This is a genomic window from Desulfosporosinus sp., from assembly GCF_014237355.1.
Classification (GTDB): Bacteria; Bacillota; Desulfitobacteriia; order Desulfitobacteriales; family Desulfitobacteriaceae; genus Desulfosporosinus.
Genome location: NZ_JABZFS010000003.1, coordinates 40,709 through 62,785, shown reverse-complemented (window position 1 = coordinate 62,785; position 22,077 = coordinate 40,709). Strand labels below are relative to the sequence as shown.

At 43.4% G+C, this 22,077-nt stretch carries 20 protein-coding genes; 3 read left to right on the top strand and 17 right to left on the bottom strand.

Annotation, left to right across the window (positions count from 1 at the left end; genetic code table 11):
• Positions 1 to 210: 210 nt before the first annotated feature.
• Positions 211 to 1,212, top strand: coding sequence for a rhodanese-like domain-containing protein (locus HGJ98_RS00785; RefSeq protein ID WP_291349089.1), 1,002 nt, complete (start codon positions 211 to 213; stop codon positions 1,210 to 1,212).
• 267 nt (positions 1,213 to 1,479) lie between these two features.
• Entirely contained in the window at positions 1,480 to 2,652 is a 1,173-nt protein-coding gene (locus tag HGJ98_RS00780; protein WP_291349088.1) for a TraB/GumN family protein, read from the top strand.
• Positions 2,653 to 2,728: 76 nt separating this feature from the next.
• Here the strand turns inward: HGJ98_RS00780 and HGJ98_RS00775 are convergent, their stop codons facing one another.
• The 3 genes from HGJ98_RS00775 to HGJ98_RS00765 form a co-directional block, all read right to left on the bottom strand.
• Positions 2,729 to 2,926: a hypothetical protein gene (locus tag HGJ98_RS00775; protein WP_291349087.1), complete on the bottom strand. Its 198-nt coding sequence runs from the start codon at positions 2,924 to 2,926 to the stop codon at positions 2,729 to 2,731.
• Between the two features lie 90 nt (positions 2,927 to 3,016).
• Positions 3,017 to 5,323, bottom strand: coding sequence for an acetate--CoA ligase (gene acs, locus HGJ98_RS00770; RefSeq protein ID WP_291349086.1), 2,307 nt, complete (start codon positions 5,321 to 5,323; stop codon positions 3,017 to 3,019).
• 61 nt (positions 5,324 to 5,384) lie between these two features.
• On the bottom strand, positions 5,385 to 5,564 hold the full coding sequence (locus HGJ98_RS00765) for a hypothetical protein (protein WP_291349085.1): 180 nt from the start codon (positions 5,562 to 5,564) through the stop codon (positions 5,385 to 5,387).
• Between the two features lie 263 nt (positions 5,565 to 5,827).
• Here HGJ98_RS00765 and HGJ98_RS00760 point away from each other — a divergent pair, with 263 nt between their 5' ends.
• A complete protein-coding gene (locus HGJ98_RS00760) occupies positions 5,828 to 6,823 on the top strand; it encodes an MBL fold metallo-hydrolase (RefSeq protein ID WP_291349084.1) in 996 nt (331 codons plus the stop codon).
• 51 nt (positions 6,824 to 6,874) lie between these two features.
• On the opposite strand, the gene HGJ98_RS00755 is transcribed toward HGJ98_RS00760, so the two are convergent.
• The 14 genes from HGJ98_RS00755 to ccsB form a co-directional block, all read right to left on the bottom strand.
• Positions 6,875 to 8,569: a M3 family oligoendopeptidase gene (locus HGJ98_RS00755; RefSeq protein WP_291349083.1), complete on the bottom strand. Its 1,695-nt coding sequence runs from the start codon at positions 8,567 to 8,569 to the stop codon at positions 6,875 to 6,877.
• 142 nt (positions 8,570 to 8,711) lie between these two features.
• Positions 8,712 to 8,999 carry a putative quinol monooxygenase gene (locus HGJ98_RS00750; protein ID WP_291349082.1) on the bottom strand — a complete coding sequence of 96 codons (288 nt, stop codon included), beginning with the start codon at positions 8,997 to 8,999 and terminating at the stop codon, positions 8,712 to 8,714.
• Between the two features lie 79 nt (positions 9,000 to 9,078).
• Entirely contained in the window at positions 9,079 to 10,032 is a 954-nt protein-coding gene (gene corA, locus HGJ98_RS00745; RefSeq protein WP_291349081.1) for a magnesium/cobalt transporter CorA, read from the bottom strand.
• Positions 10,033 to 10,309: 277 nt separating this feature from the next.
• Positions 10,310 to 10,606, bottom strand: a complete 297-nt coding sequence (locus tag HGJ98_RS00740; RefSeq protein ID WP_291349080.1) for a hypothetical protein — start codon at positions 10,604 to 10,606, stop codon at positions 10,310 to 10,312.
• A 73-nt stretch (positions 10,607 to 10,679) separates the two neighbouring features.
• The gene (gene hemL / locus HGJ98_RS00735) at positions 10,680 to 11,969 is read right to left on the bottom strand and encodes a glutamate-1-semialdehyde 2,1-aminomutase (RefSeq protein WP_291349079.1); all 1,290 of its coding nucleotides are present in this window, start codon (positions 11,967 to 11,969) and stop codon (positions 10,680 to 10,682) included.
• A gap of 14 nt (positions 11,970 to 11,983) precedes the next feature.
• Positions 11,984 to 12,997 (bottom strand): AsnC family transcriptional regulator, encoded by a 1,014-nt coding sequence (locus HGJ98_RS00730; protein ID WP_291349078.1) that lies wholly within the window; start codon positions 12,995 to 12,997, stop codon positions 11,984 to 11,986.
• A 1-nt stretch (position 12,998) separates the two neighbouring features.
• Entirely contained in the window at positions 12,999 to 13,994 is a 996-nt protein-coding gene (gene nirJ2 / locus HGJ98_RS00725; RefSeq protein WP_291349077.1) for a putative heme d1 biosynthesis radical SAM protein NirJ2, read from the bottom strand.
• 2 nt (positions 13,995 to 13,996) lie between these two features.
• Positions 13,997 to 14,974, bottom strand: coding sequence for a porphobilinogen synthase (gene hemB / locus HGJ98_RS00720; protein ID WP_291349076.1), 978 nt, complete (start codon positions 14,972 to 14,974; stop codon positions 13,997 to 13,999).
• Positions 14,975 to 15,113: 139 nt separating this feature from the next.
• A complete protein-coding gene (nirJ1, locus tag HGJ98_RS00715; RefSeq protein WP_291349075.1) occupies positions 15,114 to 16,289 on the bottom strand; it encodes a putative heme d1 biosynthesis radical SAM protein NirJ1 in 1,176 nt (391 codons plus the stop codon).
• Positions 16,290 to 16,293: 4 nt separating this feature from the next.
• Positions 16,294 to 17,799, bottom strand: coding sequence for a uroporphyrinogen-III C-methyltransferase (gene cobA / locus HGJ98_RS00710; protein WP_291349074.1), 1,506 nt, complete (start codon positions 17,797 to 17,799; stop codon positions 16,294 to 16,296).
• A gap of 387 nt (positions 17,800 to 18,186) precedes the next feature.
• On the bottom strand, positions 18,187 to 19,098 hold the full coding sequence (gene hemC / locus HGJ98_RS00705; protein ID WP_291349073.1) for a hydroxymethylbilane synthase: 912 nt from the start codon (positions 19,096 to 19,098) through the stop codon (positions 18,187 to 18,189).
• Positions 19,095 to 20,432 (bottom strand): glutamyl-tRNA reductase, encoded by a 1,338-nt coding sequence (gene hemA / locus HGJ98_RS00700; protein ID WP_291349072.1) that lies wholly within the window; start codon positions 20,430 to 20,432, stop codon positions 19,095 to 19,097. Before hemA ends, hemC begins: the two co-directional genes overlap by 4 nt.
• Positions 20,408 to 21,046 (bottom strand): bifunctional precorrin-2 dehydrogenase/sirohydrochlorin ferrochelatase, encoded by a 639-nt coding sequence (locus tag HGJ98_RS00695; protein WP_291349071.1) that lies wholly within the window; start codon positions 21,044 to 21,046, stop codon positions 20,408 to 20,410. The genes hemA and HGJ98_RS00695 overlap by 25 nt, the downstream gene beginning before the upstream one ends.
• A gap of 124 nt (positions 21,047 to 21,170) precedes the next feature.
• Positions 21,171 to 22,049, bottom strand: coding sequence for a c-type cytochrome biogenesis protein CcsB (gene ccsB, locus HGJ98_RS00690; RefSeq protein ID WP_291349070.1), 879 nt, complete (start codon positions 22,047 to 22,049; stop codon positions 21,171 to 21,173).
• Positions 22,050 to 22,077 lie beyond the last annotated feature (28 nt).

Genomic DNA, 22,077 nt, shown 5'->3' with positions numbered 1-22,077 from the left:
TATAGGTTAATTATTCAAATCCTTTAAGTATAATTCCACGAAAACAGTAAGTGTTTAATCTTATTTGTTAAGGTTATAGGATTATAGTAATCGTTTATAGGCTTAAATCTATTGTGATAGAGGATTTTTTCACATAGACGTTGAATATTTAAGTTTAAATGCACATTCTAGTCAAACAGAATGTAGCTCGAATTTGAAAGGATGTTAAACATGCTAAAGAGAAAGTTATCCTCCATCTTGTCCCTCTTTGTAATTACCGGTTTTCTCGTTACTGGATGTGGTCAAGCACAGCCAGCTGTCACAACTCCTTCTGATCCACCCGCAAAGACCACTACTTCCGCTCCTGCTGAAGATCCGGCAAAAGCGATTAAAGGGGCTGTTGAGACTTATTTCACTGACCTTGGCTCCAGTGTTAAGAATTCTTATAAGATTCCCGAGAAAGATTTAATGACCGAACTTGATAAAAACCCAGATAAATATGTAGTATTGGATATTCGTAAAGCAGATGCCTATGCTAAAGGGCATATCAAGGGAGCTATTAACGTACCCTATGGTCCTGAAATTGCTAAAAACTTAGAAAACATTCGTGCAATAGCCCAGGATAAAACCTTAATTGTTGCTTGCTATACCGGGCAAACTGCTGGGCAAACGGACTCCCTGCTTAACGTTGCCGGAATAAAAACTCTCTCCTTAAACTCTGGCATGGGTGGCAGCGGTACTCCTGGCTTTGAAAACAGAGGCTGGTTGGGACAGAAGTTTCCAACCGTAACAGAGCCGACATTAATGCCGACAGTACCTGCAGTTGCAAGCAAGAGCAAAGCCGTCGATGAGGCGGTTCAGAAGTATTTTTACGAATTGCCGAAAGACTCCTATAAGATTGATCTCCCAGTTATGAAAGATGCTCTAGCTAAAGAAGCTGACAAATACTACCTTGTTGATGTTCGTAAAGCAGAAGACTTCGCCAAAGGGCACATTAAAGGTGCTGTAAATATTCCCTACGGTCCTGAAATTGCGAAAAACCTAGATTCTATTAAAGAAAATAGTAAAGGCAAAACTGTCGTAGTCTATTGTTATACTGGCCAAACAGCTGGACAGACCGATTCCTTGTTAAATATCTATGGCATCCCTACTAAGAGCTTAAATTTCGGATTCGGGATGGCCGGATTTAGCAAAGGTTGGAGCGCCGATAAATCCTACGAAGTTGTTCAGTAATTAGTTAAATCACCCAAAAGCAGAAGGGGTATAAACTAAACGAAAGAAGAGATGGCTGTGCCGTCTCTTCTTTCGTTTAGTTCGTGAACCATTTAGGTAATTTCAATTTACCAAAATCGGAGAGAGAAAGCCGCATCATGCAGTCCTAATCTAATTTGTCGGATACGGGTAAGTTAGAGTACAATATAGTTTATGGGGTAATAGCGATTGAATGGATTAATGTATAGAGAAAGTAACGGAAAGTAACGGAAGGTAAGGAAGGTAATTATGTTTGAAGAAAACGAAAACATTACTCGCATAACTATTGATGGTAAAGAATTTATCCTTATTGGAACTGCACATGTGTCAAAACACAGCGCCGATCTAGTCAAGGAGGTGATTGACTTTGAAAAACCCGACTCTGTCTGTATAGAATTAGATGAACCGCGCTATAAAACGATTGTCGAAGGCAACAAGTGGAAAGAGACTGATATTTTCAAGATTATCAAAGAAAAGAAAGCGACGTTACTTTTGATTAACCTTGTCATCTCCTCCTTCCAAAAAAGGATCGCCAAACAATTTGGGATTAATGCTGGACAAGAAATGATTCAAGGTGCTGAATCCGCAAAAGAAATTGGGGCAAACCTAGTACTAGCCGATAGAAATATTCAAGTAACCTTTGCTAGGATTTGGCAAGGAGTAGGTTTTTGGGGGAAAGCAAAGCTTCTGACGGGGATCTTCGCTAGCATTTTCGATGATGAAGATATTTCAGAAGAAGATCTGGAAAAAATGAAATCTCAAGATATGCTTAATACCATACTGAATGAGTTCACTGTGAATTTTCCTAAATTAAAAATTCCTCTCATTGATGAGCGAGATCAATACTTATCCCAAAAAATTAAGGAGGCTCCTGGAAACAAGGTTGTTGCAGTCTTAGGTGCTGCACATGTTCCTGGTATTAAAGAAGAGCTGCATAAGGAACATGATTTAGCACGCTTATCACAGATACCAGCTCCTTCTAAGGCTCTTAAAGTTATCGGTTGGTCAATTCCTCTCCTTATAGTCGCCGTTATTATCTATACCTTTATAGCAAATCCCACAGCAGGAATCCAACAAACCATAAGTTGGGTACTATGGACTGGATCATTTGCAGCCCTCGGGACTGCACTTGCTTTTGGACATCCCCTTACCATTCTTACTGCCTTTGTTGTAGCTCCCATAACCACCCTACACCCCCTCATTGCGGCAGGCTGGTTCGCAGGAATTGTACAAGCCTATCTCCGCCGACCTAGTGTAAGAGACTTTGAAAATCTTTCCGAGGACGTCTTTAGTCTTAAAGGTTTTTGGAATAATAAGGTGACACGTATTCTAATTATCGTTACTTTAGCAAACTTAGGCGGCTCAATTGGCACCTTAATTGGTGGAGCTGATGTCGTTCGGTTATTTCTGGAAACTTTTTAGAACCCTCGTACAGCTAGGCGGCATCAGCAGTATGAAAGCGGGATTACTGGGGTCGGGCAGCTTCGCCCACATCGTGTCACTCAACATTCCGAGGCTCGCCCACTCGCTTGCGCGGGAGCTCCACCAAACCTCCGGGTAATACCTGATGTGAACCCGTGGCTCCGCTTCCCATGCAAGCTTTGTGGGCTTTACTGCCTCTCCATGCAATGAGTTCACTCTTGTGGGCGAAGCTGCCTTCCTCTGATGGTAGAATGTTTTTGGGCACTTTTTTCAAAACAAAGACCCCCCTATGGCAATTCACAATGCTTTAGAGAGCAATAAAAGACCACGAAAGTGGTCTTTTTTGCATACGTAAAATTCCTCATTAACCTTCAGAACCACAAAAACAGATTTGTCCTTCCTCAGCTAAGTCATCTGTAATTTTCCCTTCATTGATCACTGCATGACTAAAATCCGGTGTTCCGTTGGCAAAAATCGTTTCTAAGGCAGCCTTATTGTTGAGCAATATATTAGTAATGGCCGCAACGACTTCGGAAACTAAGTTTAGTTTTTGTATCCATTGGAAGCAATAAAAATGAGTCATTGGATGACGGGAGCCATCCTTTGGAGGGGTAGCGTACCATACAGTATAACTGTACCCTTCATAAGATTCATCCTTACAACGATTAAACGTTGCTGTGTCAGGTATTGAAATCTTATTCCGACCCAAGATCGTTATCGTTGCTGTTTGATCTTTCTGGGCTTGAACATTCTTTTTCAGGAAACTAACGACGGCTGCATCTGCTAATGTACTAGTATCTCCCATTGCCCGACCCTCGGCAATATCCTTGAGGAGACGTCTCATTATCTTTCCACTTCGAGTCTTAGGCAGTTCATCCGTTAAGAAAATGTCATCAGGTCGTGCGAGGGAACCGATTTTAAGAGCAACATGCGCCTTCAGATCAGCAATAAGCTCGTCGTGAATGGCTACTCCTTCTTTTAAGCTGACAAATGCAAAGACTGCCTGGCCTTTTACTTCGTGTACTCTGCCTACACAGGCTGCTTCTGCAACTGCCGGATGATCTACCAAAGCACCTTCTACTTCCGCCGTCCCAATCCGATGCCCTGAGACATTAATGACATCATCCACTCGTCCAATTACCCAGAAATAACCATCATCATCCCATTTTGCTTCATCCCCTGTAAAATACACACCCGGGAATTGACCCCAATATGTATCTTCATAGCGCTTGTTATCCCCATAGACCGTTTTAAGCATGGCAGGCCAAGGCTCACGAACGATTAAATAGCCACCCTCTCCTTTCGGAACGGGTTCACCCTTATGATCCACAATTTCTAGATGAACTCCAGGAAAGGGAGTCGTGCAGGATCCAGGTTTCAGAGGAGTAATCCCTGGTACGGGCGTCATCATAATCATACCTGTCTCAGTTTGCCACCAGGTATCAACAATGGGACAGCGCTCTCCCCCAATATGTTTATAGTACCACATCCAGGCTTCCGGGTTGATCGGTTCACCAACTGAACCTAAAAGCCGCAGACTGGAAAGATCCCTGCCTAAAGGATAGCTTTCCCCCCATTTCATAAACGTACGTATCGCTGTTGGAGCAGTATATAAAATACTTACCCCATATTTCTCAATAATCTCCCAATAACGATCCTTTTCTGGAAAATCCGGTGCTCCCTCGTACATTAAAACCGTTGCACCATTTGATAGTGGCCCATACACCAAATAGCTATGTCCTGTAATCCAGCCGATATCCGCAGTACACCAATAAACATCTTCTTCTTTAAGGTCAAATACCCACTCATGAGTTGTTGACACCCCAACCATATAACCACCGACTGTATGGACAATGCCCTTGGGTTTTCCAGTTGTACCGCTTGTGTAAAGTATGAAAAGCATATCATCCGCATCCATAGGTTCAGCCGGGCAGACCATTGAGACATTTTTAATTACCTCGTGATACCAAATATCCCTACCGACCTGCATTTCTACAGGTTGACCTGTACGTTGAACAACAATCACCTTTTCAACGCAAGTAACAGTACCCAAGGCTTGATCCACGTTTTCTTTTAAAGGAATAATATTTCCGCGACGATAACTCCCATCTGAGGTAACGATAACCTTTGCCTGAGAATCAAGAACTCTATCCCTTAGAGCTTCATAACTGAATCCGCCAAATACAACATTGTGGGGAGCACCAATTCTAGCACAAGCCAGCATCGCGATGACAGCCTCTGGAATCATAGGCATGTAAATTGTCACGCGGTCCCCCTTTTCAACACCATAAGACTTGAGGACATTCGCAAACTGAGCTACCTCGCGGTACAGATCCTGATAGGTTAATACTCTTCGCTCTCCTAGCTCTCCTTCAAAGATTAGCGCCGCTTTATTCCTGCGCGCTCCCTTCAAATGCCGGTCTAAGCAATTATAAGCTGCATTTAATGTCCCGCCAGAGTACCAATTGGCAAAGGGAGGTTTCCACTCCAGAACTGTATCCCATGGTTTAAACCAGTCTAACCGTTTTCCCTGTTCGCCCCAAAACTTTGTCCGGTCCTGCCCTAGTTCGTGGATTTGAGGGTTTTGAATAATAGCCTTTTTACAAAACCCTGCAGGAGGGAAAAACAACCGATTTTCCTCCATTAATCCCTCTCGTTGTTTTTCTCTCATAATAACAAGCCTCCCTGCTAAATACTTGTTGTTTTCCGAGTGGCTGGATGGATGTAACTTGTTACCGTCTCATATAATGAAACCCCGTTTCATAGTTATAGCATAAATCATCAGCTTCGAGTGCTTGTTTAACTTTAATCTTATCGACAGAGTTATTTTGTTGACGACATTGCTTAATATTTTCCTTATCCTTAGAGTTATTTGTTTGTTCATTTTTCTTTTCTACGCTACAAATTGTCATTAAAATCTCTCCTTTACAAAATATTAATTGCCTAATAAAGAGCCCCTAAAGGGAATACTGTTTTAATATGTGAAACCACGTTTCATAGTTTTGAATTAGTATTATAATACCATATTCCAATCAAACTATCAACAAATTTCTTATTTTCTGACAAGGGTGAAACAAGGGGACAGGTTAACTGTTTTAAGATGACAACCTCAACTAATCTTGTTACAATAATATGATTCCAGCAAACAATATATTTAGATACAGGAGTGATATCCTTGAAGGATCAGCTTGATTTAAGCAACTCGGAATCACTAAGCAATTCCTCGAAACGGTTCACACGGAGAAAGTTTATTAGCTTAGGCCTTTTAGGCACTCTTGGGTTGACTGGAGGGTATGTTGCTATGGATAATGTTTTCGGTAACCAAGGCACGAAAAACTCCGGACAAAAATTCGTGAGGCCTAACTTTATCCCTACTCCCAACAAATGGTCTAAGGATGATGTCACTGTCGCTTGGCTTGGTCACGCTAGTTTTCTAATTAACTTCTTTGGTACAAAGATTCTGATTGATCCTGCCCTAGATTCACGTATTGGTATTACTCCCATAGGAAATTTAACCATAGGGCCCAGTCGTTATATAGCTTCGGCCTTAACTAGCGACGAGGTTGGTCCTCTTGATCTATTACTGGTATCACATGCTCATACTGACCACTTCGATTATCCAACGTTGCGTAACTTACAATCACCCAATACCCATGTTGTTACCGCCAAAAATACTCTTCCCTTGTGGAATGGTATGAATTTCAAATCTGTTGAAGAGATGCACTGGCAAGATAGTAAGTCTTTATCCGGGGTTAAGGTTACAGCAATCGAAGGCAAGCACTGGGGAGCCCGAATACCCTGGAAGAAAGGTATGGAAGCTAACAGTCTCCTCTTATCTAAAAATGGTGTGAGTATTTTTTTTGGTGCTGATACAGGCTACACTGAACTAATTAAGCAACAACTGAGTGGTATTCCCATTGACTTAGCCATAATGGGTATTGGCGCCTACTCTCCAAAATCCTTTGAAGATAAACATGCTACTCCTGAACAGGCCTGGAAAATGGCTGAGGAAATGTCTGCAAAATGGGTGGTACCTATGCATTGGGGATCTTTCAACCTATCCAGAGAGCCTATGGAAGAACCCATTCTCCGTTTCCGTCAAGCAGCAGCAGGACAAATCGAAAAGGTTGTTATCCAGGAAACTGGGGGTACTTGGATACGACCACGCTAGTTATTCCGTCAAATCAAAAAGCCAACCAGTTGTGAAGGTTGGCTTTTTGATTTAAAGCTTACTGTCATCCACTCCGTCGAGCCAGTCTTCAATGACCTTCACCACGGAGGCAATGCACCCCTCTTTAAAGGGAGAGACCAAGTTTGCTAACTCAATTAGTTCTAAGAAGGATTGACTGCCCCCAGCCTCACAGAGCCGCAAGTAATCTGCCCAGGCAGATTCACGATTTTCACGGGACCTTATCCAGAACTGAAAAGCACAAATCTGAGCTAATGTGTAATCGATATAATAGAATGGATTACCAAAGATATGCCCTTGTTGATGCCAGTAACTACCTCGTTCCAAATAGTCATTATCTTCATAATTCCGATGAGGCAGGTATTTTCGTTCAATCTCTCTCCAGGCTGCTTTCCTATCCTGTGGTGAGGCCTCCGGATGAGCATAGACATAATGCTGGAATTCATCCACACTGACCCCATATGGAATAAAGAGTAGGGCATCACTCAGATGGGTGTACTTATATTTGTCTGTATCCTCTTTGAAGAAAAGGTCCATCCAAGGCCATGTGAAAAATTCCATACTCATTGAATGAATCTCACAAGCCTCATAGGTTGGCCAATGATATTCGGGGATTTGGAAGTGTTTACTCCTATAAACCTGAAAAGCATGCCCCGCCTCATGAGTTAAGACATCAATATCCCCCGAAGTCCCATTAAAATTTGAAAAGATGTAGGGAACCTGGTACTGGCTGATGTAAGCACAATAACCGCCTCCGGCTTTACCCTTTTTACTAACTAAGTCCATCAGCTCATTGTCCACCATAAACTGAAAAAACTCCCCAGTCTCAGCAGATAATTCGTTATACATCCGTCGCCCATTGTCTACTATCCATTCAGAATCCCCATGAGGGTAGGCATTACCGGTTTGGTAATTAAACTTTTCATCGTAATAAGTTAAATCTGCCGTCCCCAGCCGTCTCCTTTGCCGTTCTCGTAGTTTGCTAGCCGCCGGGACAATCGACTCCTTGACCTGTTTACGAAAGTTTGCCACCATATCCGGCGAATAGTCCGAACGCATCATTCTGGCATAGCCAAGCTCAATGAAATTTGGATAACCCAATTTCTGAGCTATTCGGGACCGGACTTTGACTAAGCCATCATAGATTTCATCTAATCTTCCTTCATTGGCCTTGAAGAAAGCGTATTTAGCTTCATTGGCACGTTTCCGAGTAGCTCGATCAGTTGATAATTGAAAAGGGACTAAACCAGGTAGATTTCTTTCCTCTCCTTCAAACATAATTTTAGCCGAAGCCAGGAGCTTAGTATAGTCACTTGAAAGTTTGTTTTCCAGTTGTAAGTCTTCAATGATTTCCGGGGCAAAGGTTTTAATCGTGAGCTCAGCTTTGATAAAGAGTTGTTTTCCCCATTTTTCTTCTAAAGCCTGCCTAAATTTAGAGTTAACCAAAGACTGATAATATCGGGAGATTAAGCCTTGGTAAATTGGCATTCCATCATCAAAAAAGCTCTGTTCCTCTTCATAAAAGGGGTCTGTCGTGTTGATGGTGTGGCGTATATGTACAAGCTGTTCCGACGATTCAAACTGATTTCTTAATTTATTAATGGCGATCATTGCTAAATCCTGCTGCTCAACATCTTCAGCTTGATCGAAGGTTGCTAATAGCTTAGAAAACTCAGTTTCCACCTGGGATAAATCTGGCCGCCGGTAAGTAAACTCTTTAAATTTCATGGTATCACCTTCCTTAGGTCTAATCTTATACTGAATAGTTCACAGATTCAAATGCGAGGGTAATCTTAACCTAAAAATAGATTTAGCTGGGAATATAGTGCTTTCCCGGCTAAATCTTATAGCTTCCGCTAATTAAGTATACTTAAATAACCAAATTGCTTACACTAAGTTCCATTTCCTTTTCTTGAAGTTCAGCGATCTTGGGCATTGCTTCTTGGAAGTGTTTCGATTTCATATGCCGTTGCAGGGCCTCCATACTTTCCCAATCTTCAATAAACGTTAAGACCTTTTTGTTCTTAAGATCTTGAAATAATTGATAGCTAAGACATCCTTCTTCTTTTCGAGTTTCCTCAACTAATCCAGGAACCAAGGTTTTGAATTCTTCGACCCTATCCTCTTTGATGGTTAGCTTAGCAATAACTTTAATCATCTCTTTTACCTCCCCTTTCCTTACTAGCATATACATAATTATACCATTACTTGTTTATAATGGAAGTGTTTTAACGCTATTATGTATTAAACCATCCTTTGTGTCTAAACCACAAAAACATCGAGATGCCAATACAGATCATTATTCCTAAAACAATAAAATATCCATATTTCCAATTCAATTCTGGCATATATTGAAAGTTCATACCATAAATACCTGCTACGAAAGTTAGTGGAATAAAAATTGTAGTTATGACCGTTAATACCATCATATTAGTATTCATACGGTTCGAATTTATGGATAAGTAGCTATCACGTAGGTCAGACGTTATTTCTCTGCTTGAGTCAATCATATCCGAAAGTTTCAATAAATGATCATGTATGTGAGAAAAATATAGTTTCCGTTCATTAAAGCTAGGGAGTCGATCAGAGTTTAATATTCTATACAACAAGTCTCTCATAGATGATACGATTCTTCGTAGTTTCAATAAATCCCCTCTTATTGTAAATACATCATCTAACAATCTATGAATTGACTTATTAGCCTGATTTGAGTCTATCTCATGTAATTTATCCTCAATCTTATAAATAGCCGGAAAAAACTGGTCAACTATTTTGTCAAAAACTTGATATGCTACAAACGAGGGCCCTTTGTCCCAATTTTTTTGATCTCCAGTAACTCGCTCCCAGGCCTCATCTATTTCCTTTAAGCTATCGGAATGATAGGATACTATATAATTATTACTAATAAATAAGGATATCTCCGTTGGGGCCAGAGTATCAGTTCTTAAACCGTTTAGAATAAAAAAACTGTATCCTTCATAGTAGTCTAATTTCGGTTTATTCAATGAAAAAACGCAATCCTCAATCGACAAGGGATGGAAATTAAAATACTTGCTCAACAATAACGTTTCCGGTTCACTCGGATTAGCAAAGTCAACCCAATACCATTGAAAATCTTGGTTACTTAAACTATCAAGATTGAAATTAGTGTATGGGGCCGAGTCCTTACTGAATCCAAAGGTTCGAATCAAACTAACCCATCTCCTTATTATCTGATTCTATTTGAGTTTCTTGTAGTATATCATCTTTGTGCTCAAAATCTCGCTGTTAAGATCCATTTAACTGTAGATCGATTTATCTGGATAGTCAAAATAGTTAACTTAGCGGAGAAGCCGCAGGCGCAGACGGCAGCCTTAGTTGCACTTATGCTTGGGAAGTATATAACACAAGTTTATACTTTCTGACAGTACTAGCAAACGCCGAAAAAAGATTTTATCTTTCTTCGGCGCTTTTTAGACTCGGAACAAACTATTGTGCAGGCCTTTGAGGTATTGCTGCCTTTACACCTGATTGATCATGACAACTCTGACAATATGCCTCGCCGCCTAAACCTTTCTTTTCATGACACTCATAACACTGTTTCCACGGCTGTTGATTGTTCACAACCGCATATCCATGTCCTTTGGGTCCATGAATCCAAGTTTCTCGAGGAATCGCCGCATGCGGGTTAGACGAATCGCTAGTCTGAGAACTATAGATGATTGCCATCAAGGCAGCAAGCAAGCTTAACGAAATGACAGTTCTTACGATACGTTTAGGTTTCAACGGAAGAGACACCCCTTTTGAGGGCTATATTTGCTTAATAACCCTAGTTTAACATCTACGCTCTTTCCATCTATCAAAGAGTTTTTAGAACGTTACGAGCCTGCTCTAAGGTATGGTCAATGTCTGATTCTGTATGTGCTATCGATAAAAAGACGGCTTCAAATTGACTAGGTGCTAAGTAAATACCACGTTCTAACATTCCCCGGAAAAACTTTGCAAAACGCTCTACATCTGATGTGCAGGCGCTGGCATAATCCTTGACTGGAGTATTGGTGAAAAAGGCAGAAAACATGGCTCCAACAGCATTCACCCAAATTGGAAGCCCGGCTTCTTGAGCAAGTTGCTTTAACCCTTCAGCGAGCCGTGTTGTCTTAGCTTGTAACTCTTGATAGGTTCCTGGTTGTTGTAACAATTTTAGGGTCGCCAGCCCCGCATTCATGGCTAAGGGATTCCCCGAAAGAGTACCCGCTTGGTAAATTGGGCCGCTAGGAGATATCTGTTCCATAAATCGGCGTTTTCCGCCGTAAGCTCCTACCGGAAGTCCTCCGCCAATCACTTTACCTAAACACGTCAAATCTGGATCAATTCCAAAATGGGCCTGTGCTCCTCCATAGCTTACTCTAAAGCCAGTCATTACTTCATCAAAAATCAGTAATGCCCCATACTCCTCTGTTAGACGTCTTAATCCTTGTAAAAACTCATTTTCAGGTAAAACTACACCCATGTTTCCTGCTACGGGTTCTAAGATAACACAAGCGATCTCTTCCCCTTCGCGCTTAAAGATTTCTGTCAATCCTTCTAGGTCATTAAACCGAGCAGAGATTGTCGTAGCTGCGGTTTGAGTCGGAACCCCTGGAGAAGTTGGAACACCAAAGGTAAGCGCTCCGCTTCCGGCCTTGATCAGAAGTTGGTCAGCATGACCATGGTAACAGCCCTCAAATTTGACGATCTTGGCTCTGCCAGTGACCCCTCTCGCTAAACGCAATGCACTCATGGTTGCTTCAGTCCCAGAATTGACCATGCGTATCATCTCCATAGAAGGATACGCCTTTAGTACTTCCTCAGCCAGTACGGTTTCTACTTCGGTAGGTGCACCGTAACTTGTTCCTAGTTCAGCCACCCGTTTGATTGCTGAAACTACCTCCGGATGAGCATGTCCAACAATCAGAGGGCCCCAGGAACCGACGAAGTCAAGGTATTGATTGCCATCAATATCCCAAATATGAGCTCCTTGACCCCGCTCTATAAAGACCGGATCCCGTCCTACGGATTTGAAAGCCCTGACTGGGGAATTTACACCACCGGGTATAACTCTCTGTGCCCTAGCAAATGCTTGGCGGCTTTTGTCATCTACAAAACTCAAGTTTTTACCCCCCTCTAGTTTTCTTCTTCCAAGAAATATTGCATACTGCTCTTTTTTAATTCGGCAACACTAAACAGCATAGAAAACCTATTGACCCCTGTTGCTTGGGAGATTCTCTTCATGATATCTTTACAATCCTCTGTACTACGCCCATGGATCATCGTAAAGATATTGTAAGGCCAATCAGGAAGGGTTGGTCTCTGGTAACAATGGCTGACTTCCTTAAAACGCGCCATGACTTGTCCCACCCTATCCGCCTGTTCTGGATCAACCTGCCAAACTCCCATAGCATTGGCAACAAAACCAGCTTTTTGATGGCGAAGAACTGCACCGAAACGCCTCAGGATTTTCTCCTCTAATAAACGATTTGCTGCTGAAATCACCTTGGCAGTTGGCCATTGAATGCTTTCTGCTAGGACTTCAAATGGATTTGGAGAATCAGGCAGATTACCCTGGAGCACTCGTATAAGGGTAATATCATCATCCGTTAATTCATAAGGAGAGATCTCTTCCATAGGCACGCCCCGTACAAAGTGTTCTTTTGATGTATCCGGTTCATTCTCTTGCTCGTCAATTGAACTATCAAAATCAAAATTGACGTTAATTTTAAAGACACGTGATGCAGGAAGAGTATAAATGTCATTTACTCCCGTTACTTCGCGAATAGTTTGAAGGATGCGTTCGGAAACAGTGAGTGAGGGTGCTATAAGTGTAAACCAAACATTATAGGTATGATCACGAAGATAGTTGTGTGTCACGCCTGGAATTCCTTCTAAGAGTTCAGCTAAGACAGATATTTTCTCTTCCGGAACCTTACCGGCACACAAGGTACTGTGATACCCTAAACGGCGAGAATCGAAGACCCCCCCTAAACGTCGAATAATCCCTTCCTGGCGAAGATGTTGAATTCGATTATAGGCGTCATCCTCTGTTGTTCCTACAGCGTCACCTAAGATCTGATAGGGATGAACGGCAATTGGAAAATCATTTTGGATAGCATTCAGTAGGGCTCGATCGGTTGCATCCATACTAAACCCCCTTCCTTCCGTGATATAGGCACCACGGTTCCTCGGCCATGTAATCTCCTTCATTGTAATAAGCGGCACGTGCACGGCACCCGCCGCAAGCGCGCTTATATTCACACGACCCGCAGCCGCCTTTATAGTCTAATGTACGTAGTTTCTGTAATACCTCATTGTTACGCCAAATCTCGTCAAAGGGAGTCTCTCGAACATCCCCTAGGGGAATATTTAAATATGCACAGGGCTGAACTTGGCCTTTGGGCCCAATAATGCAATAGGCTGTGCCTGCTAAACATCCGCGACTAAAGCGCATATCAACCCCCATTTGTTTCGCGATCCGCATAAACTGAGGAGCACAAGTAGGCTTTAATTCAATGTTTACGGTTTGTTGTTTTTTCATGATACGAGTGAGAATATCCTCATAGGCCTCAGCTCTTAAGGACTCTTCCTCGATGGACACCGCCCGTCCCGTCGGGACGAGGAAGAAGAAATGGTGAGCTACAGCGCCAAGTTCGACAGCGAAATCCGTAATGGCTTCTACCTCATGGGCATTCCAATCCATTACTGTCGTGTGAATTTGAAAGGCCAGTCCTACCTCACGGCAATTTTTCATCCCCTGTACTGCCCCATCCCAAGCACCTGGGAACTTTCGAAATTCATCATGTTTAGCCTTATCCAAAGAGTCTAGGGAAATCCCCATTCCCATAGCGCCAGCCTCTTTGAGTTGGCGAGCTAAATCTAGTGTGATTAGAGTTCCGTTGGTCCCAAACACCGGACGCAACCCGAGTGATGTGGCATAGGCCACAAGTTCTACAATATCCGGTCTTATCAGAGGTTCCCCTCCGCTAAAAATCATAATCTTGAAGCCTGCTTTGGCAATTTGCTCTAACAAGGTCTTTGCTTCAGCCGTGTTGAGTTCATCTTCAACTCTACACCCGGCATCGCGATAGCAATGATCACAGAACATATTGCAATCATTCGTTGTATTCCAAGAAACGATCATGCTTAACGCTCCTCTCTTAGCCAACGTGCCACGTCTAAAGCGTGATACGTAATTAGCAAATCCGCTCCTGCTCGCTTCATACTCACTAGGGCCTCCAGAACAATGCGTTTCTCATCTATCCAACCCTTAGCTGCCGCGGCTTTAACCATAGAGTATTCTCCGCTGACATTATAGGCTGCGAGAGGCACGCCGTATCGCTCTTTAGTTCGATAAATTATATCTCCATAGGACAGGGCCGGCTTTACAATAATCATGTCGGCGCCCTCCTCAATGTCTAAATCCGTTTCCAACATTGCTTCATTGCCATTGGCTGAATCCATCTGATAGGTTCTGCGATCTCCAAACTGAGGGGTTGAACCTGCAGCCTCTCTAAAGGGTCCATAAAATCCTGAGGCAAACTTAGCTGAATAGGCCATGATGGGAATATGAGAAAATCCTTCGTTATCTAACATTTCCCTGATGGCAGCAACTCGTCCATCCATCATGTCCGATGGAGCAACCATATCCGCACCCGCTCGGGCCTGAGAAAGTGCCGTCTTGGCCAGCAGTTCGAGGGTCGGGTCATTCATAACCTGTCCGTTTTCAATCAGCCCACAATGTCCGTGATCCGTATATTCGCATAAGCAGACATCCGTGATGACATAGAGATCGGGGTAGTGTTGTTTAGCTAAGCGTACGGCTTGTTGTACAATCCCCTGGTCATGGTAAGCTCCTGAACCAACACTATCCTTACTCTCCGGAATCCCGAATAGCAAGACCGCTGGGATTCCTAGTTCTACAACTTCCCGAAGTGCCAAGATAAACTCATCGAGAGAAAAATTATAGACTCCGGGCATAGAGGAGATCTCCACCTTTTTCTTCTCCCCCGCCATGACAAACATGGGGTAAATCAGATTCTCTATTCTAATATGGTTTTCCCGAACCATACTACGAATAGTTTCGTTGGCTCGTAAACGGCGGGGTCGCCTTTGTAGTTCCACCTCTTCATGACCTCCTTTAATAACCATCAAGTATGAGGCACTATGTCATCCTGAGCTGACAGGATAATCTTTCATTTATCCGATGACTATCAATTCCTCTTAGGCAAACTCCATCTGAATCTAAGAATCACTTGATCGCCTACTTCAAGCCGATCTCTGTGTCTGTCAAATAACAGGCTGGGTCTGATTCCCAATAATCTCCCGTCACGGCTTCAGCACGCGTTCTGAAATTACCGTTACACATACTTAAATATTGACAGGATGAACACCGTCCTTTGAGTAAGTCCTTTCGATCTTTCAGTCCCGCCAATGTAGGATGAGTTAGATCCGTCCAGATATCTCCAAATTTACGCTCTCTGACATTGCCAAAGGTGATATGCTGGGTAAATTGATCGGGGTGTACATTCCCCAGGGGATCTACTTCTCCGAAGGCTATGCCTGAACGGTTTCCACCGTTAAATCCAATTAGATTTTTAATCCGTTCGGCCCTGGCAGGATCTTCATTTAGGGCCTGCAGGTACATGTAAACTCCATCACAATGATTATCTACAGTGAGGATTTCTTTCTTCAAACCGCGTTCTTCGAAATCCCGTGTACGCCGAATGATGGTATCCATGGCTTGCCTGGATTCTTCTGGAGTCACATCCTCAGCAATCATCTGGCTGCCGCGACCGGAATAGACCAAATGGTAGAAACAAACTCTATCGATATTTTCTGCTTCAATAAAATCAAAAATTTTATCAAGTTCTTGAATGTTATGATGATTAATTGTAAAACGAAGCCCAACACGTTGATCAACAGCGACACAGTTTTGAATCCCTTCCATTGCCGCCTTAAAAGCGCCCTCTTTACCTCGAAATTTATCATTGACATCTTGGAGTCCGTCTAATGAGATCCCCACATAGCCAACACCGATTTCTTTGATTCTCTTTGCGACTTCTGGCGTGATCAATGTACCATTCGTGGAAAGGGTTGCCCGCAAACCTTTTGAGGTAGCATATTCTGCCAATTCGAAGAAGTCAGGACGTATCAAAGGTTCACCGCCAGAGAAAAGAAGTACCGGAACCCGAAAATCAGCTAGATCGTCGATAAAGCGTTTGGCTTCGGCAGTTGACATCTCATCTTGGTATTTTTGAGCATCAGATTCCATATAACAATGGACACATTTTAAATTACAGGTACGAGTCGAATTCCATACTACAACCGGGCCAGACCCGACGGTTGTTCCGTTCTGGGACCCCAGCGAGTGCTTACTATAACGAAGAGAGTCTCCGAAGTATTCTGTATCAAATAAGAGCTTTGTGACACTAATCATACCTTTACCCCTCCAATAAGGCTTCGACTAATCCCTGAATTGTATACTCATTGGCCTCTTTATAGATCGTCAGACCGAGCTTTCGAGCAGTGGCACTAGTAATTGGTCCGATGGAATACAGTGAGACACCTTTTAGCAGAGAGATTTCTCCATCCAAAAGTTCTACAAAATTGCGCACAGTCGAAGAACTTGTAAATGTGACCGTATGAATCTCCTTCTCACGAAGCATACGATGTAATTCTTCTCGATTAGCTCCTCCGAGAACCGTCTTATAGACTGGGACATCCCAGACTTCTACTCCCATAGCCTTAAGAGATTCTGGCAGTATATCTCTGGCTTCTTCTGCCCTGGCCAGTAACACCCTTTGACCAGAGGAAATCCGGCCCGAAAGACCTTCCACGATCTTCTCGGCTCGGTATTCTTCTGGGACATAGGCAGCACGAAGTCCTCGTTTCTCAATGGCAGCTTGAGTAGCCGGACCAATGGCAACGATCTCCAGACCCGCTAATTCTCGAACATCTCGCTCTTGAATGCTAAGTTCTTCAAAAAAGGCCTCAACCCCGTTGACACTGGTGAAAACAAGCCAATTAAATCCTTGTAAACTATTCATCGCTTTAATTAAATATGCATTATCCGTGGGAGGGACAATTTCAATCGTCGGAAATTCCCAGGCCTCTCCACCCAAAGCTTCGATTTCCTGGGTTAACACGCTGGCCTGATGGCGTGCCCGAGTCACTACAATCCTTTGACCAAACAATGGTTTCTTTTCGAACCACTGGAGTTTTTCTCGCAGAGAGACGACTTCACCGACGATAATAATCGAAGGGTTAGTGAAGTTTTGCTTCTTAACCTCTGAGGCAATAGAATCTAGTTGCCCCACGAGGGTTCGTTGTTCCGGTCTAGTACCCCATTGAATGATTCCTACCGGGGTGGTTGGCTTCTTGCCGTTTTCTATTAGTTTCTGCGCGATAAGGGGAAGGTTTTCCATGCCCATTAGAAACACCAAGGTTCCATGGGATTGTGCCAGGTGGTCCCAATGAATACTTGTTTCATTCTTTGTAGGGTCTTCATGTCCCGTTATGACCGCAAAGGAGGACGTCAGATCTCGATGGGTTACTGGAATGCCAGCATAAGCAGGAACGGCAATAGCCGAAGTAATACCTGGTACTACCTCAAACTGAATCCCTGCCTTGAGTAGGGCTTCAGCCTCCTCGCCTCCTCTACCAAAAACAAAAGGATCTCCACCTTTTAGGCGGGTCACTATTTTCCCCTCAAGCCCTTTATCGACGAGGACTTGGTTAATTTCTTCTTGACGAAGTGTGTGGCGATCCGGAGATTTCCCTACATAGATCAGTTCGCAGTCCGGACGAGCTAATGTCAAAAGACGTCGCGAAGCCAACCGATCATAAACTAAAACATCTGCTTTAGCAATACATTCTGACCCTTTAATCGTAATCAACTTTGGGTCTCCTGGACCAGCACCCACTAAATATACATATCCCTTACTCAAAATGAAACACTCCTATCATATTACCAATGCTACAATTCTTATTCTTCCAGAGATTTCTCAACTCTCAAGGGGTACTTGCATCAACGAGATTGGAACACTAAGTGTTCCCTCGTCCCCAAAACTTTACGTAACCACGTCCACGCCGTCCCCCAAGCCCGGGACGCAGTGTCACACAGTCGCGACGTCTTTACGTAAGCAGAATAGCAAACTTCCGTTTAAGCGACCGACCCCAGATTCGGGGCAGCGCACAAGGACGTGCGCTGCAGCCAACCGAGCCATGGATGGCGAGTTTGGCAGGCACCCCGCTCCCCATAGCAGGAGCTTAAACGGTTAGTTTGCTCTGCGTCGTAAGCACTGAGCGCTGTGTCACACAAGTCCCCTAGTTCCTTATCGTATTTCCGCTAATATCGAGGTAGCCCCTAGGTCTATCAGACGATTGGCAACTTCGTTGCCCACTGTTTCCGGATCAGTTCCGTTGGCTTCTGCCTTAATCAAGCGAGATCCATCAAGACTCGCCACCATTCCTCGAAGCACAATCTGCCCATCAACCACTTCTCCCAAGGCCCCGATGGGGACTTGGCAACCTCCTTCAAGCTTGCGCATTAAGGCGCGTTCAGCACGCACTGCTAGTTCCGTCGGAGTATGGTTAAGTCGAGATAATAAATCTGCAATGTCCGAACGTTTCTCATCAATTTCCACGGCGATGGACCCTTGCCCTACTGCCGAGAGCATGATGTCTTCCGGCAGAATTTGAGTGATTCGTTCTTCCCACCCTAACCGTTTTACACCAGCAGCAGCAAGGATAATCCCCGCCATTTCGGACTCTTGTAACTTCCTCCACCGAGTCTGGAGATTCCCCCGCAAATCCATAAAACCAAGATCTGGGCGATAATGCTTAAGTTGTGATTTCCGGCGCAAACTGCTTGTGCCAATAATGGCTCCCTCAGGTAAATCCTCGATGGAGAGCCCGTTCCTGCTTAGAAAAACGTCCCTAGGCTCCTCTCTCTCACAAAAGGCACTAATGATTAACCCGGGTGGTAATAAGGTTGGCATGTCCTTTAAACTATGGACTGCCATATCAAGTTCGTCTTTGAGCAGACCTTGCTCTAATTCCTTCGTAAATAGTCCTTTGTCCCCGATCTTCGAAAGGGGGACATCTAAAATCTTATCCCCTTTGGTTTTCATTGAGACAAGCTCAAAGTTAAGGTGAGGATAAAGTTTGGTTAGTTGACTTTGTACCCACTCGGCTTGCCACATTGCTAATTGGCTGTCCCGAGTTCCTATACGAATGTTCTTCATTCAGCCCTCCTATGATGCCCCTGCCCTTGACTCTTCTTTAAGATTAAGCTCGGGCGTGAGCCCTCTCCCCTAACATTTAAATCAAATAAGTTCTGTAGTATTTCCGTATACAGATGCCCTTGACTTGTATTGGCATATTCTTTGAGGTTGATAATCGGCACATGTAACAGATGATTGACAATAGAATTTGCCATAGATCGTATTACTTTCTCTTGTTTGGGCGTTAACCCTGATAAATGCGTTAGGGCGCGCTCAACTTGCAGATCTCTAATCTTCTCTCCCTTTTCCTGTAAAGCTAAAATCGTCGGAACAACATATAAGGTATTGTGCCATTTTAGAAATAATTCCATTTCTTCATCGATAATCTTTTCAGCCTTTTGAGCCGCAAGTTCACGCTCTTGATGATGACGGTCAACCACCCCGCGCAAATCATCAATATCAAACAACGTAATTTGAGGAATCTTTCCTACATCAGGGTGAATATCACGAGGTACTGCGATATCAATAATCAGGATAGGTCGATTCTTACGGTTTTTCATAATTCCCAGCATCCGTTCCGGCAACAACACAAAATGTTTTGAAGCCGTCGCAGAAATGACAATGTCTACTTCTTCGAGGTACTGATCAACATCATCAAGGCGAACCGCCCGTCCACAACACTCCTGGGCCAATATCACAGCTTTTTCATAGGATCGATTCGAGACCAAGACTGTAGTTGCCCCTGCCGATACCAAGTGTTTAGCTGTCAGGGTACTCATTTCCCCTGCTCCCATAATTAAAATTCCTTTACCTTGAAGTTCACCAAATTGTTGTTTGGCGAGCTCTACGGCTGTATAACTAATGGAAACGGGATGCTGGTCGATTAAAGTTTCTGTACGAACACGTTTGCCTACTGCTAGTGCATTCTGAAAAAGCACATTGATCACTTTGTTGGTAACCTCAGCATCGTTAGCTTGTTGATAAGCAGTACTAACCTGTCCCAGAATTTGAGTCTCTCCTCGAACCATGGAATCCAAACCAGATACTACTCGATACAAGTGGCGAACGGCATCATATAGGGTATGGGCATATAAGTAGTTCTCGAGTATCCCTTCCTCAAGTCCGTGATGACTAGCAAAAAACTCCTTTATAGAACGGATGCCTGTTTCTACATCCGTTGTAGCAGCATAGATCTCCGTACGATTACAGGTACTGAGAATTACGACTCCTTGTATTGCTGGGCAATTCTTCAATTCTTTAAGAGCCGTCTGCATTTGAGAGGGGTGAAAACTCATTTTTTCCCTTATTTCTACTGGCGCGCTCCGGTGATTTAGCCCAATAGCGACTGGAAACATGTTTCGACCACTCCTTTCGCCTCGGCTAATCGATGGGCTTTGATGAGTTCTCTCACTTCGCCATCCGTTGCACGATTCCAAAAGATACTTCGTTTTTCAGGTGGCAATTCAGACTTAGCTTTATTTCTCCAATTCTTGAGTAAGGTAAGATATTCCGCCATTTCAGAGCCGTACATAGTTTCTAACTCTGCACGTACTTGCCGCGCAACAATAGGACTGCTTCCTCCTGTCGATACCGCAATTTTCAGATCTCCTTGCTCCATAATCGATGGTACGATAAAACTACATTTGTCTGGATCATCTACGACATTGACCAGTCGATAAAGAGCATTCGCATCACGTGACACTTGGGCATTTACTTCCTCAATCTCTGTACATGAAAAAACAAGCCTGGCCTCTTGAATATCTTCCGAAGAATAGTTCTTTTCCACCCAAAAACAAGTTTCTCCATCAATCAGTTCTTTAAGTTCCGGATCGAGACGAGGAGAAACAATGCGCACCAATGCTCCATGATGTAAAAGAGTTTGAACTTTGCGCAAAGCCACATTTCCTCCCCCGACAACCAAAACCGGCAGAGCCTTTAAGTCTATAAATATGGGATAATACTGCGACATAAACTCTAGTCACCTTCTCCAACGTTTTATCTAACTATAAATTCGGCTTATTCGGACATATTTCCTGCCAAAACTTGTGGTTTCTTGAATTTACTGCAGCCGTACTGTCTATGCAACTATAGCATTAAACAATCGAGATCAATTGGCTGCTAGCATAGGAATGTAACCCTGGCAAAAAGTAATTTACTCCAAAGAAAGTGAATAGAACCGCAGCAAACCCAAAAATTGTCATCCAAGCTGCCCTTTTCCCCTTCCAGCCATACATTAACCTGGCATGCAAATAGGCTGCATAGATAATCCAAGTAATCAAAGACCAGGTTTCCTTAGGATCCCAGGACCAGTAAGTGCCCCAGGCATAATTTGCCCAGATTGCACCCGTAATAATGCACAGGGTCAAGAGGGGAAAGGCAAATCCTATGACTTTGTAAGACAGCTCATCGATTGTCTCGAGATCAGGGAAGCGAGAGATAAATCCTTGTGGATTTGTTTTATTATCAGCGCCTCTGCTCATTTTTAGCAGATACATAATCCCTAATCCAAAGGATATGGCAAACGCTCCGTAAGCCAGCGTAGCGGTCAATACGTGAAAGGTCAGCCATTTACTTTTAAGGGCTGGGGGAATCGCTTGAGCAATTCTCTCCTCCGGTCCCATGCTCATAATAATGAACATCAAGATCAGAAAGGAAATTGGCATGACAAATCCACCAAGAGACCTTAGCTTGTAACGATACTCTATGAATAGATGGACTAGGGTAATTCCCCAAACAAAGGTAAGCAAAAATTCATAGGAATTAGAAAGCGGGGGACGTCCTGCAATAATCATTCGCAAAATAATCGCCGCAGTATTAGCGATTAAGCCAACAATGGCAAGATAGGTAGCGAATTGACCCATTAGGTCTTTCTTAGAGCCCATCCACGCCCAGTAAAAAAACATACACAGAGTGTAGGCCATTAACATGACATAAAAGGCCGAAGTTTCAAGATTAAGTAGTCCTTGATTCACAGTGATTATCCTCCCTTTACTTGTACTA